Annotated in this window: 7 protein-coding genes and 8 pseudogenes; 10 read left to right on the forward strand and 5 right to left on the reverse strand. The window is 58.3% G+C overall.

The window, feature by feature from the left end:
• The 4 genes and pseudogenes from B9Z01_RS37020 to B9Z01_RS36745 all read left to right on the forward strand — a co-directional run.
• Positions 1-842 (forward strand): annotated as a pseudogene (locus B9Z01_RS37020) (hemagglutinin); the annotation flags it as partial.
• A 6-nt stretch (positions 843-848) separates the two neighbouring features.
• Positions 849-965, forward strand: a pseudogene (locus tag B9Z01_RS37085) (adhesin); the annotation flags it as partial.
• 12 nt (positions 966-977) lie between these two features.
• The gene (locus B9Z01_RS37090; RefSeq protein ID WP_244196236.1) at positions 978-1,397 is read left to right on the forward strand and encodes a YadA family autotransporter adhesin; all 420 of its coding nucleotides are present in this window, start codon (positions 978-980) and stop codon (positions 1,395-1,397) included.
• 746 nt (positions 1,398-2,143) lie between these two features.
• Positions 2,144-2,272 carry a hypothetical protein gene (locus B9Z01_RS36745; protein ID WP_275937541.1) on the forward strand — a complete coding sequence of 43 codons (129 nt, stop codon included), beginning with the start codon at positions 2,144-2,146 and terminating at the stop codon, positions 2,270-2,272.
• 471 nt (positions 2,273-2,743) lie between these two features.
• Here the strand turns inward: B9Z01_RS36745 and B9Z01_RS33060 are convergent.
• Together B9Z01_RS33060 and B9Z01_RS35300 are read right to left on the reverse strand one after the other, a co-directional pair.
• Positions 2,744-3,092: pseudogene (locus B9Z01_RS33060) on the reverse strand (IS6 family transposase); the annotation flags it as partial.
• Between the two features lie 59 nt (positions 3,093-3,151).
• On the reverse strand, positions 3,152-3,403 hold the full coding sequence (locus B9Z01_RS35300; protein ID WP_143809135.1) for a hypothetical protein: 252 nt from the start codon (positions 3,401-3,403) through the stop codon (positions 3,152-3,154).
• A gap of 183 nt (positions 3,404-3,586) precedes the next feature.
• Here B9Z01_RS35300 and B9Z01_RS33065 point away from each other — a divergent pair.
• Together B9Z01_RS33065 and B9Z01_RS33070 are read left to right on the forward strand one after the other, a co-directional pair.
• Positions 3,587-4,029: pseudogene (locus B9Z01_RS33065) on the forward strand (helix-turn-helix domain-containing protein); the annotation flags it as partial.
• 308 nt (positions 4,030-4,337) lie between these two features.
• Positions 4,338-5,141 (forward strand): EAL domain-containing protein, encoded by an 804-nt coding sequence (locus tag B9Z01_RS33070; protein ID WP_085489740.1) that lies wholly within the window; start codon positions 4,338-4,340, stop codon positions 5,139-5,141.
• Positions 5,142-5,202: 61 nt separating this feature from the next.
• Here B9Z01_RS33070 and B9Z01_RS33075 read toward each other — a convergent pair.
• Together B9Z01_RS33075 and B9Z01_RS33080 are read right to left on the reverse strand one after the other, a co-directional pair.
• Positions 5,203-6,008 (reverse strand): IS5 family transposase gene (locus B9Z01_RS33075; protein ID WP_143809136.1). Its coding sequence is split into 2 segments (ribosomal slippage): positions 5,203-5,678 and positions 5,678-6,008, totalling 807 coding nucleotides; the frame shifts between segments, so codons are not numbered across the junction.
• 262 nt (positions 6,009-6,270) lie between these two features.
• Positions 6,271-6,588 (reverse strand): annotated as a pseudogene (locus tag B9Z01_RS33080) (IS3 family transposase); the annotation flags it as partial.
• 453 nt (positions 6,589-7,041) lie between these two features.
• Between B9Z01_RS33080 and B9Z01_RS33085 the strand changes: the two are divergent.
• Positions 7,042-9,813 (forward strand): winged helix-turn-helix domain-containing protein, encoded by a 2,772-nt coding sequence (locus B9Z01_RS33085; RefSeq protein ID WP_085489741.1) that lies wholly within the window; start codon positions 7,042-7,044, stop codon positions 9,811-9,813.
• 326 nt (positions 9,814-10,139) lie between these two features.
• Here B9Z01_RS33085 and B9Z01_RS33090 read toward each other — a convergent pair whose 3' ends face one another.
• Positions 10,140-10,472 carry a response regulator gene (locus tag B9Z01_RS33090; protein ID WP_085489742.1) on the reverse strand — a complete coding sequence of 111 codons (333 nt, stop codon included), beginning with the start codon at positions 10,470-10,472 and terminating at the stop codon, positions 10,140-10,142.
• 89 nt (positions 10,473-10,561) lie between these two features.
• On the opposite strand from B9Z01_RS33090, the pseudogene B9Z01_RS36825 reads away from it, so the two are divergent.
• The 3 pseudogenes from B9Z01_RS36825 to istB form a co-directional block, all read left to right on the forward strand.
• Positions 10,562-10,690 (forward strand): annotated as a pseudogene (locus tag B9Z01_RS36825) (IS66-like element accessory protein TnpA); the annotation flags it as partial.
• Positions 10,687-12,135: pseudogene (istA, locus tag B9Z01_RS35970) on the forward strand (IS21 family transposase); the annotation flags it as partial. The pseudogenes B9Z01_RS36825 and istA, both read left to right, overlap by 4 nt.
• Positions 12,132-12,932 (forward strand): annotated as a pseudogene (istB, locus tag B9Z01_RS33105) (IS21-like element helper ATPase IstB); the annotation flags it as partial. The pseudogenes istA and istB, both read left to right, overlap by 4 nt.
• Between the last annotated feature and the right edge of the window lie 13 nt (positions 12,933-12,945).

Here is a 12,945-nt window from a genome sequence, read left to right on the forward strand (position 1 = left end):
CGGTGTCGACCGGCCTGAGCACGACCAACAGCAACGTCGCTTCGCTGTCGACGTCGGCTTCGACCGGTATCAGCTCCGTGTCGACCGGCCTGAGCACGACCAACAGCAACGTCGCTTCGCTGTCGACTTCAGCTTCGACCGGCATCAGCTCGGTGTCGACCGGCCTGAGCACGACCAACAGCAACGTCGCTTCGCTGTCCACCGGCCTGAATACTGTCACCAGCAACATCGCAACGTTATCGACCTCAACTTCTACGGCCATTGGCTCGCTGTCCACCGGCGTCGCTAACTCTGTTCAATACGATGACCCGAGCCATACGATTGTCACGCTAGGCGGCGCGGGTTCGACCACACCGGTCAGGCTGACCAATGTTGCGCCTGGCGTTAACCCGACTGATGCAGTGAACTACGGCCAGCTCTCCCAGTTGTCGAGCTCGGTCTGGGCCGGCATCAGCTCGTTGTCGACAGGTCTGAGCACGACCAACAGCAACGTGACGTCGCTGTCGACCTCGACCTCGACCGGCATCAGCTCGCTGTCGACGGGTCTGAGTACGACGAATAGCAACGTGGCATCGCTGTCGACGGGCCTTAGCACGACCAACAGCAACGTGGCGTCACTTTCGACGGGCCTGAGTACCGCCGACAGCATGGTCACGTCCCTGTCGAGCTCAACCTCGACTGGAATCAGCTCGCTGTCGAGTGGAGTAACGACGATCGCGAGCACGGTGAACTCACTCAGTACCAGCATCGCGGGCGGTCAGACCGGCGGCAGCAGATTCCTTCAGGCCAATTCGTCGGCCTCGAGCCCGACGGCGACAGGCGCTGATGCTGTGGCGATAGGAGGAAATGCTCAGGCATCGGGTGCGAGCGCTATTGCAACAGGCAAGAACGCGAATGCGTCTGGCACCAACGCAGTTGCGCTGGGACCCAACGCGACTGCATCAGCGAGCAACTCCGCTGCGATCGGAGCAGGCTCAGTGGCTGATCGAGCGAACACGGTGTCAGTCGGCGCGCCGGGCGAGGAGCGACAGATCACGAACGTGGCGCCGGGCACGCAAGGCACGGATGCGGTGAACGTAAATCAGCTCAACGCTGCTCAAGCAGCGGCCAACGCCTACACCGACAAACAGTTCGGCGCGCTGCAAGACGGTATCAACAGCACGGCACGCAACGCGTACTCGGGCGTTGCGATGGCTGGCGCTCTTGCAGGATTGCCGCAGGTCGAGCCAGGCAAGGCACTGATGGTGGGCGCCGGTATCGGAAACTATGGTGGCTACACCGCGGTTGCTGTCGGGGCGAGTGCGCGGGTCGCACCGAACACAATCGTCAAGATGGGGGTGAGCACGGTCAACGGGTCGCGTGTGATGGTCAATGGAGGGATCGGGTACTCCTGGTAACAGACAGGGAAGTACGCCCCCAGAGGCAGTGCACATTTATCTAGGAGCATGGCATATCCAGGGGCCGCGATCGGAAGACGCGGCCCCTGGACTTTGGGCTAGCTGTCGCTCGTGTGTGCGATTCACAGGCTGTATTAGTCGGAACTCAATCTGACAGGTAGTCAGGGCTATGGAGAAGAAGCGGTCAATGGGGGATGAGTGTTTTCCTGGCGAATTCCAGCGAATCGAGTCGTGATGCCCCGGGTTGCCGCAGTATTCCGCGCCACGATCGGTTTGAGGACCCCGTTGACGATACGGACCTGACATAAGCGAGCAATTCGAGGGCCAGCTCGAGCATGCCAACCTTGGCACGGGTGACCTGCTGCTCCTGAGTCATGGCGGACTCCTTGCTGTTCGCGGCTCGCATTGCCTAGGCATGTTCACGAGTTCCCTTGACCACGATCACAAAGTTATCTGCATACCGACGGTAAGCGATAGCTGGTTTCCACTGCCGGCTTTCTCGAACGGTAATCGGACGCGGCTAGAGAATCGCGAAGTTCCACGTCCACCGGTCCTTCCGCACCTTCTTGCTCAGATAGTTCCTTTCCATCCACGCCTCTGCGGCGCCGCACGCGAGAGTCCTGTCCTGCCTGCTGATCTGCGGCGGTCGCGGCCGCGCGCTTGACCGTACGCTATATCGTGGCAACTGCGACCTCTATCCGATCACGAGTGCAACTAGGCGCATTGTGAGGGAGGAGCTAGCCAGCATGAGCTGCTTCAGCGTCCGCACAGACTCGCTGAACGAGGCGATCTGCGAGGATATGTTCAAGGTACTGAAGCCCGCGGAACTCGAGCTGGCCTTGGCCGCCGTCGATGAACTCGAGCAGCGCGACTAGGCCGTATGCGCCGGTGGCAATGAGCATCGAGCGCGCCGAATACGAGCGTGCCCTGGCCGAGCGTCGCTCTGAGGAGGTCGATCTCGCCAACCGTCTCGTGGCCGCCAGCCTCAAACGCCAATGGAACGAGGCTCTGACTCGTGTCGACAAGGTCAGAGCCGAGGCGGCGAAGTTCCGGGCACAGATGACTCGCGTCCTGACGGCAGAGCAACGAAGTAGGTCAAGTGGATTCGTTATCGCTACGCCATACCTACCGCTCGCCTGCAACGGCCTGACGAAGTCACCGTCAAGCAACTCGCCAGCGAGCTCGGCATGAGTATCCATTTCGTTCACTATTGGATCAAGCAGGGGCAGATCGCCGCCCGTCAGATCGACGTCCGTGGCCCTTGGTGGATCCCCATTAATGCCAAGCGGCCTGAGCTTCCCATTCGCTCTCGGTATATACACACGTCGTGCAGGCATGCGGACTATACGAGCCGCAGCCTTGTCGCGCCGCTTCTGCACCAACACGTCGAGTTCAGTACCGTGCTCATCGACCGCTCGCCACAACAGATACGGCTCATCGCGCGGCGCCACGGACATTTCGTCCAGATGCCATGTGCAGCCCAGCTTGCGCCGCTTTCGCGCACTGCGCGAATTTGGTGCCGAACTTCTCGCACCAGCAACGGATCGTTTCGTACGTGACCACTACACCACGCTCAAGCAACAACTCCTCGATGTCGCGCAGGCTCAGGCTGAGGCGGAAATGCCAGCGAACCGCGCAGCTGATAACGACGGCGGGAAAGCGGTGGCCCTGATGAAGGACTTTTCTCTTCTTCATCGCCTCATCCTACCCCCGCCTCCACATCAACCTGGCAGAGCCCCTGAAGCCGTGCGAATTCAAAACATCATGCTATTGATCGTCGCTCCCACCCACAGCCCACCTGCAATACCAAGCAGGCGCCCGCGCAGCATCGCGTCCACGTCCTCATCCAGCATGAACGCGTCGCGTTTTTCGCGCAGAACCGTCTTCAACAACAGCGGCTGCGGCAGCACGACACAAGCCGACACCATACCTTCAACGACCAAGCGCAGAACGAATCGCTGCCCCAAGGAAAAGGGCAAGCCCCAAAAGTCGACGGCCGCAGACACAAGCCATCCAACCAAAGCTCCCAGTAGTACTCCCCTCACAAACCTGTCAGCCGAATACGTTGAATACACAATTTCCCCAAAATTCCGCGACTCGATGACAGCGTCTCCAAGTCTTTAAATCCACGATGAATTCATCGTAGAGCGCCGCTCAACGCTTCAGGTAAACAAAAGTGAACAGGAAGCCGTGCGAGCGACGCTGCGCCGTTGGCGCATATCAAGGCGATTCAGGCAGAGGTTAAAGACGAGTACGGCTGGCCGCGCATGTGGAAAGAACAGCTTGCTCGCGGCGTATGCGTAGGCAGGGAGCGCGTGCGTAAGCTGATGGCACAGCACGGCATGCGTCATTGCAGCAGGCTGTTTCAGTATGCACTTAAGGCGTACGGCATACGTTCGTCGATGAGCCGACGCGGCGATTGTTGGGAATGCGTCGAGCGAAAGTCTGCGGGGTTCACTGAAAATGTCGACTGCACAGTCGGCACCGCGCGACGCGACGTGCGGCAATGGACGAAGTTGTCGACCGGCGCGCTTTCTACAATGCCCGTCAGTTTCATTCAACATTGAACGATGTCAGTCCCATGAGATTCGGAACGGGCTGGCCCACCGCTCAGCAAGGGCAAGCGGCCTGACTACCCCGGCTATGGGATTCGTGAAACAGAGGGCAAAGTCAAAGCTCATCCACGCTCCCGTACCGCTTTTCAAACGTTCACAACCTGCACGGTTTAAATGGATAGCATTACATGTCGAGTCACCCACTAGCCGTCGATATCAACGTCCGTCGAGAAGTGGGGCCACATGGAATAGCGTACTAAATGCACCTCAATGAATCGATTCCGAAACGAGTGCGCCGGTGCTGCACAGGACGCGGTGACTTCCTTGCATTGGGCGAGTCAGTGACCCGATACAAGGCCACGACAGACGCTCCTTAGAGACATCGATGAATCACATTCCCGCAGAAAATTGCAAGTCCTGCAGGATCGAAGACGCGGAACATGGCTTGACGAGGAAGGAATTCTTTTTCGTCTATCAACCGAAACTTCGATTGCAGGAAGCTAGGCTCTCCGGCTTCGAATGCCTTTTGCGCTGGAAGCATCCATCGCGCGGCATTCTCATGCCGGCTTCGTTTATCAACATCGTGGAAGACTCTCCGCTGACAGAGCGTTTTACCGACTATATCGTTACAGAGGCAGCCGAGATACTCGCCAACTGGACGCTACGCGGTTACGACACGCTTTCTATGGCGATCAACCTCCCTGCCCGTGAAATTGGTCGTCCGGAATTCGCAGCTCAGTTAGCAAAACTCTTCGACACCCGCTCGATTGACTCACACCGATTGCAAATCGAGCTCACCGAAACTACCAACCCGGGCTCCATCGATGCACTTGTTACGGCCATCGACGCTCTCAAGGCATCGGGATTCAGCGTCGCGATCGACGACTTTGGCGCGGGGTGCTGGTCACTCTCTCTCCTTCATAGGCTTGGCGTCGACACGCTGAAGCTCGACCGCAAGTTCATGAAGGACATTCAGGAAAACTCGAAATCGAAGGTCGTAGTCGAAACGCTCATTCAACTCGCACAGCGCCTCGGCAAACAGGTAGTTATTGAAGGTGTCGAAACAGAAGCGCAATTCGCATGGCTGCGCACGATTGCTCATGTCGATTGTCAGGGCTACTACATCTCGGCTCCTATTGTAGGCGAGCAGATAGATCAGCTCGTCGCGAAGCATGGTCTGCTTCATTGACATCTTTGCTGGCATTCGTTCGGGTTCAACCAATCCTAGTCGGCATACACATTTGGAGTCGCTAACACAAGTCATCAACAAAACGCGAACAGATAACGGCAGCAGCCAAGGAAAGCAACGCGCTATGAATGTCGAGACGCCGCTCGAAACGAATGCGCAGTTTGCCGAAACCGGCAAACCAGGCGTGCGTGCGCTCGACCACCCAGCGATGCCGTCCCAGCCGTTCCTTGCTTTCTACTCCGCGCCGGGCAATGCGCGCCGTAATCCCTCGCTGTTTCAGGTACCGCCGGCAGCGGGCAAAGTCAGAACCCTTGTCCGCATGCAGTTTGTGCGGGCGTTTGCGGGGCTGGCCTTGCAGACCTGGCACCACCGGTATCGCATCGGCCGTGCGCTCAAAGGTTATCGAGTCATGCCGGTTGGCACCCGTGATCGTGATCGCCAGGGGAACGCCCCGGGCATCTACAACGAGGTGTCGTTTTGTCCCGAGCTTGCCACGGTCCGTTGGGTTGGGCCCGGTTTCCTGGCCACCCGGGGGCTAGCAACGCTGGGCGCGTCCAGGCTCGCCCGTCCCCAATCGATCTGGTCATGCTGGCGCAATCGGCGAAACATCGCCAGATGCAACTTGTCCCACACGCCTGCGGCCTGCCAGTCGCGCAACCGCCGCCAGCATGTCATGCCGCTACCGAAACCGGGCTCCTGCGGCAGGTCTTCCCAAGGAATGCCTGTTTGCAGGACATACAGGATGCCATTCAATACAGCCCGCTCGTCAACCTTGCGTCGGCGCCCGCCTCTGGGCGATGGCTTGAACACCGGAAACGATGGTTCCAGCGCAGCCCATAGTTCGTTACTGATTTTTCGTCTTGCCATGCCGACATGGATATGGCGTTCATGGCCTCATGTCCAGGTTGTGTTAGCGGCTCTTAAACAGGTCACCAGACGGCTGTTCACACTCAGTGAGTAGCGTCTGGTTTTTTCGCATCTGAAACTACGACTCAACTTCAACGCCCTTCAGAGGTGGCTGCGCAACTCCGTCCGTCGAACCGGGACAACCTCAGATATCCTGCCGGATAGCCTTGTCCTGACTGTGCTCCGCGCCCAGCTTGGGATGCGGCAGAAATCTTGAGCTCGATCATGCCGCAAGTCCGAGGCTCCCCCGGTGTTCGAGAGGACTGGGCGAGCCAAGCGAGATCTTGATCCGCTTTATACCAGCGGATGTACGCGTCAACTACCTCAATGAATTGCTCAATGCTAGTGGCCTGCCAGTCCCGGGAATAAAACAGCTCCGTCTTGAGGCGTCCGAAGAAGCGTTCGCAGGCCGCATTATCGGGCGAACATCCTCTGCGTGACATCGAGCGAATCAGCCTGGCATCGGCATCGCGCATCCGCAAGAGCCACCGGGCCAGTGATGGTGGGCACCGCAAGAGGAGTGAACGACAGGCCGGTCATTGCTATCGGGTGGCGCTCGCGTTGCCTGTAACGGGTCGCCTGCTCGTCGCGCAGATAGCGCCGCACCGCGTTACGCGACTAGCCCATTTGCCACGCTATCTCCCGTACCGCCGACCCCGTCTTGCCAATACCTTGATTTCCGCTGCTTGCTCATGAGTCAGCATCGGCGGCAAAAGCTACCATCCTCTCCCAGATGGGTTAAGCATACTTCGGCGGGTGGATCAATTTTACATCGGCGCTAACACCTACCTGTCTTATCGTGAAGCAGGCCATCCGCCCCCTTCACCTGACAACGTCTCCCGGCGCGCACCGCGATCCCATGAATATCTCACCCCTGCTTCCCCACGCACTCGCGAGGACCTGCGCCATAAATCTCAATATGCAGGATAATAAAACATCCGCCTTGCCACTTGAAACCTCCTACGGACGGTCGTTGGGGGGCTGGAGAACAATCATGGCAATGTCTTCGGACAGTCCAGACCGCCAATGGAGCGTGTCGCTGATCCAAACCAAAATGATTCCGCCACGTCTTCCTCAGGGCTGCGTGCAACGGCCTCCATTACTCAGGCGGCTGCGTGTGCGAGAGACGCGCGGGGTAACCGTCGTGACCGCGCCGGCGGGTTTCGGCAAGACAACCTTGCTTACTGGATGGAGCAAAGCGCTGTCGGACCAAAAGCACCCTGTTGCCTGGCTTAGTGTCGACGGAGAAGACGATGACCCGCAACAATTCGGTGCGTATCTGGTGGCGGCATTTTCCCGGACATCGGAGGACATCGCCTGGCAGGCACAACGGCTCCTGGATAACGATGCACTGACGCCCATTAGCACTGTCATTTCGGTGCTCCTGAACGGGATCGCAGCGTGCGGTCGAAGCGTTTTCCTCGTGCTCGATGACGCAGACCGCCTCACCGCGAAGCCCGTGCTTTCGATTGTGTCCCGTCTATTGCGCTATGCACCCGAAAACATGCACGTCCTGCTCGGGGGGCGCACCGAGCCCGCCCTGACGCTCAGTCAGCTTAGAGCCCCGGAAAAGCTAATGCGCATCTACGTCGACGATCTCCGGTTTTCAATCGATGATGCGCAGTCGTTTTTTGACCAGACGGGAACTGTGTTGCTCGACAGGACCAGCGTCGAGTTGTTGAACGAGGCGACTGAGGGGTGGGTGGCAGGTTTGCAACTGGCGTCTCTTTCACTGAGCCGGGGAGGCGATGCGGCCAGACTCGCCAGTAACCTCGCCGGAACCGGCTCCGGAATTGATCGCTACCTGAACGATACGGTGCTGGCGCATTTACCGCCGCCTATGCTGAAGTTTTTGCTGCATACATCGATTCTTGAACGACTCACTCCTGCGTTGTGTGATGCAGTCACGGGCGGAAAGGAAAGCGGAGAAAAGCTTGTCTGGCTTGAGGAACATAACGTGTTCATCCGGCCACTGGATGAAACACAAGATTGGTACCGCTATCACGCTTTGCTCTCCGACGCGCTTCGGCGACGTCTTGTCCGCCAGATGCCGCAACTGGTTCCTTTGCTGCATCGCCGTGCCTCCCAATGGTTTGCAGGAGCACGTCTGTGGCCCGAAGCAGTCAGGCACGCATTAGCCGCGGGTGAAATCGAGCAGGCTGCGCAGTGGGCTGAGAACTGCGCGATGGAAATGCTGGAACGCGGTGACCCATACGCGTTGCTGGGTTGGATCGGAAAACTTCCCCCGGATGTCGTTCAGGGACAGTTACGTTTGCGCCTCGCGAAAGCGTGGGCGCTCGCGTTTTCGCTTCAACCCACTCTCGCATCGAGGGAAATTGATATTGTTACCAATGAATTTAATCAGATGCGTCGGGATGATAGCGACATGGCCGAACAAGCCGCATTGGCGGAGATCAACGCGGTCAGCGCACTGATCGCCAGTATGTGTGATGAGAGTGAACGTGCGTTTGAACTCGGGTGCGCCGCCGAGGCCTCAATGGCGCCAGTGGCACCGTGGGTAAAACGTTACGCGCAATCTGCGCAATATTTTGGTTTGATGTACAGAGGCGGATTTGATCAGATCCTTCGCATGTGGAATGTCGCTAAATCCCGAGTAGATTATAGTCAGGACCCGAACTACTCGGATATCTATCGAGACACGGTGTACGGTCATGCCGCATTGGTACATGGCGAGCTGCCTGTAGCAAGGCGAACTTTTGAGGCGACTTTCCAGCGTGCCGAAGAGGCGTTAGGATCTTCGTCGACCGGTGCGGCCTGGGTGGCCGGCTGCCTTGCTGCGATCTACTATGAGTGCAACGAGCTGACTGAGGCACGGAAGATCATTGCGGGTCGTACGTCCATTGCATTAGAAACCACCCCGCTAGGTGCGCTGACCCGACATGTCCTTTCTGCAGCACGCCTGTTGTGGCGAGATGGGGAGATGGGTTCGGCGCTGGCCATTCTCGAAGACGGTCGACAAGTCGCGATAAGCCGACAATGGCTACGCCTCAAGTTAGCATGTGACGCTGAGACAGTAAGACTGCTCCTGGACGACGGTGACGTTACCAAGGCCAGGCAAATCGCGAACGAATTAAGCACGAGCGCGCCGATGATGTGCGACGAGCGGATGGGGTCCGCCGTGGAAACCTGGACATACTATTGCCTTCTACAGGCCCGCGTTCTGATAGCAGAGGACCGCGCAATTGAGGCCGTCGCGCTTCTTGAACGTTCGCTGGATACAGTGATCCCTACGGGCTTGCGTTGTCATGAAACAGTTATTTCCGTGCTGCTTTCCCGCGCGCTAGAACAATGCGGAGCTTCTGAAAGGGCGCTTGTCACGCTCGGACGAGCGCTGTGCATCGGAAGGGCAAGTGGCATGATTAACAGTTTCGTGGATGAAGGGCAACTTGTGCACACGTTACTGCAAAGGTTTCGCCAAGTCTCAGAAGACGTCTCTCCCGCCGAAGCCGCCTATATTGAAAGATTGCTGGCAGCCTTCGACGACCTCGACAATTCACCACCTGTATCTCTTCGGCCTGTCAAAATGGTGAAAACGTCGTCGACTATTCTTACTGCGAGAGAGTTTGAAATAATCAACTACGTTTCCCGCGGCCTCTCGAATAAGGAAATCGGCCGAACCATGAGGCTGGCGCCGGAGACAATCAAATGGCATTTGAAGAATATCTTCGAAAAACTAAACGTAGGCTCGCGAATCGAAGCCGTGCAGAGTGTTCTTGGACTCGGAATTGGACAGAAGGCCGTTTGACAAAAAAAGTGCGACAAGGTGCGCTAAAACCCGGGCGAAGTATGTTCACTTAGCCGCAACTGATGGAGGGTAATTTGAATTCGCATCGTTCCTTTGCGAAGCGTTGCGCTACACCTCGAGCTTAACGGACTTCTGTCCTCACATCGCTCGGCTGCCAACCACCTCATCGGCATTGAGGATGCATGGGAAGAAGAACTATGACGTCTCGGGGCCGCGTATCTACGGCTGTCGACGAAGAATTCAGATGATGACGACATCAGGCAAAAGACAGCTGACCTGTACGCCTGCCAGCAGCCGAAAGAATCTGACCGTTAAGACGACCTCGATCAGGGCGGCTGAACCTCGCACAGCACCTCAAGCAACTTGGCCGCAGAAAACAGCCTGGTTAAAAACACATGTAGATGCAATCCGGGAGGAAATGCCGCCGCCGGGAGTATGCCGACCGGTATATCGGTGCGCGCTGGCGTCCCCCGCAGGGCGCAGATCAAATCGGCTCCATCCATTCGCGGCATCATTACATCGGAGACGATCAGGTCTGGTTTCTCCTGCGCCACCGAGCAAGGCGCATCAAATCCGTCCACTACTGTGCGAACCTGATATCCATCGGAAGTAACGAGCGTTTTGCTTGCTCGAAGCAGGTTCGGATCACCATCTACCAGAAAGACGAGTGTCGTTGTTTCGTAAGCGCGTCCTCAATACCGTGTAGATTTCGTCGTTGAGTTTAGCTACTTTGGTGCCCACCAAATGAATGGTGGACGCAACAGTGGGCCGCTCTCCTCAACCCAAACGGTCCAAGCGACCCAATTTTTCGGTCGAGTTCAAGCGGCAGATTGTCGAGGCGACGCTCAAGCCGGGCGCGTCGGCCGCGCTCATCGCTCGCAAGCACGACATCAACGCCAATCTGCTGTTCAAATGGCGTCGTCATTATCTTGCCGGCGATTTCGGCATACGGCACGCCGCATCGAACGTGATGCAACCTTGCCATCCCAGAAGCCACGGCATTCGTGGCGGACCCGCCCCGATCCGTTCGCCGAGGTCTGGGAGAGCGAAGTCGTTCCATTGCTGTGCAACGCACCCCACCTGATGGGCATCACGGTCCTGCGCAAGCTGCAAGATGATCATCTGGATCGTTATCCCGATAGCATGCGGCGTACGCTGGAGCGGCGTATTCGCCAGTGGCGGGCTACCGAGGGTCCCAGTCAGGAGGTGTTCTTCCCCCCAGGAGCATCAGCCCGGCGTGCGCGGACTGTCGGACTTCACAGACATGGACAAGCTGTGCGTGACGATCGGCGGCGCTCCGTTTAGCCACCGGCTGTACCACTTCGTGTTGGCGTTCTCGCGCTGGGAGTATGCAAACGTGGTTGAGGGGGTGAGAGTTTCGAAGCCCTCGCGACCGGATTGCAGAACGCTCTATGGCAGGCGGGAGGTTGCCCGCGTGAACACCGCACTGACAGCCTGTCGGCCGCCTTCCGGAACCTGGCCGGGCAGGATGACCACGACGCGTTACGCGGCTCTGCTCGACCATTACGGCATGGACGGCACGCGTAACAATCGCGGTCTGGGTCACGAGAACGGAAGTGTGGAATCCTCGCATCGGTATCTGAAGGAAGCGGTCGACCAGGCCTTGATGCTTCGAGGCCATCGCGACTTCGCTGACCGTGTCGCCTACGATGAATTCGTACGTGAGGTGGTAATGCGTCGGAACCGGCGCAACGCCGCTGCGTTTCGCATCGAGCGCGAACAACTGCAGAATCTGCCTGAACGTCGTACCACTGACTTCGTCGAGGACGAAGCACTCGTGACCAGCTGCAGCACTTTTACCGTGCGCGGCATCCTCTACAGTGCGCCATCGCGCCTGATCGGCCACTGGTTGAAGGTGCGAATCTATGGTGACCGGCTCGACTGCTACCAGTCTGGCGCACTGGTGCACAGCACCCCACGAGGCTCCCGTGCCGCCGACAACCGCCACGCGCTTGATTACCGTCACTTCATCGACTCGCTCAGGCGTTCAAGGGCCTCGCGTTTCGTGATGCACTGTTTCGTCACGAGGCTTACCGTCGAATCTGGGAACGGCTGGATGCGCAACTGACGCAACGCCAAGCATGTAAGATCATGGTAGGCCCGCTTGAACTCGCGGGTCGCCACGGCGTAGAGGCCGTGCTGGCCGAGCGGCTCGACACGTTGTTCGAAGCCGGTGAACTGCCCGATCTGAAGCAGTTGCGCGACGAATTCGCGCCGCGTCAGACCTTGTGTCCCGAGGTGGTGGTACAGATGCCGCCCGTCTCAGTCTATGACGAACTGCTCGACGAGGTGGCCGCATGAACGCGCCCGCCCACGACAACGGCCGTCTGGCCCTGATGCTCAACGAGTTGCGTCTGCCAACAATCGGGAGGTTGTGGCCCGAGTTCGCCGAGCGTTCAGACAAGGAAGGCTGGCCGGCCGCACGGCTGCTCGGCGCGCTGCTCGAGCACGAACTGGCCGAACGTGCCCAAAGACGTATCGAGCGGCACCGCTCCGAGTCTCATCTGAATCCGACCAAGACGCTCGCCACCTTCGACTTCGGCATGGTGCCAATGGTCTCGAAAGCGCATGTCACGACACTGGCAAGCGGGGAGTCCTGGCTGGAGAAAGGCGCCACGATTCTGCTGTTCGGGCCGCCGGGTGCCGGCAAGAGTCATCTGGGGGCGGCCATCGGACACGCGCTGATTGACTCCGGTTACCGGGTGCTGTTCATGCGCACCAGCGAACTCGTCCAGAAGCTGCAGGCTGCGCGCCAAAGCCTGCAATTGCCTTCCGCACTCACGAAGCTCGACCGCTTCGATCTCATCATCCTTGATGATCTGTCGTACGCGCGCAAGGACCAGGCCGAAACCAGTGTGCTGTTTGAGCTGATCGCCGAAGGGTATGAACGCAAAAGCCTTCTGATTACAGCAAACCAACCCTTCTCGGGCTGGAACGATGTCTTTTTCGACCCCGGCATGACCGTCGCCGCTATCGACCGACTGGTGCATCACTCAACAATCTTCGAGCTGAACGTTGAAAGCTATCGCCGCCGTAAGGCCAGCGATAAACAGAGCGCGCGCCGGCGACAATTACCCAGCGACAACTACACCCGTCGACCGGCCAAGATAA

Source organism: Paraburkholderia susongensis, assembly GCF_900177725.1.
In the GTDB taxonomy this organism is placed as follows: Bacteria; Pseudomonadota; Gammaproteobacteria; order Burkholderiales; family Burkholderiaceae; genus Paraburkholderia; species Paraburkholderia susongensis.

Excerpts from the sequence above, each read along its gene's own strand:
- B9Z01_RS33085 (WP_085489741.1), top strand. The coding sequence starts at position 7,042 with ATGGCAATGTCTTCGGACAGTCCAGACCGCCAATGGAGCGTGTCGCTG.
- B9Z01_RS33070 (WP_085489740.1), top strand. The coding sequence starts at position 4,338 with ATGAATCACATTCCCGCAGAAAATTGCAAGTCCTGCAGGATCGAAGAC.
- B9Z01_RS36745 (WP_275937541.1), top strand. The coding sequence starts at position 2,144 with ATGAGCTGCTTCAGCGTCCGCACAGACTCGCTGAACGAGGCGATCTGC.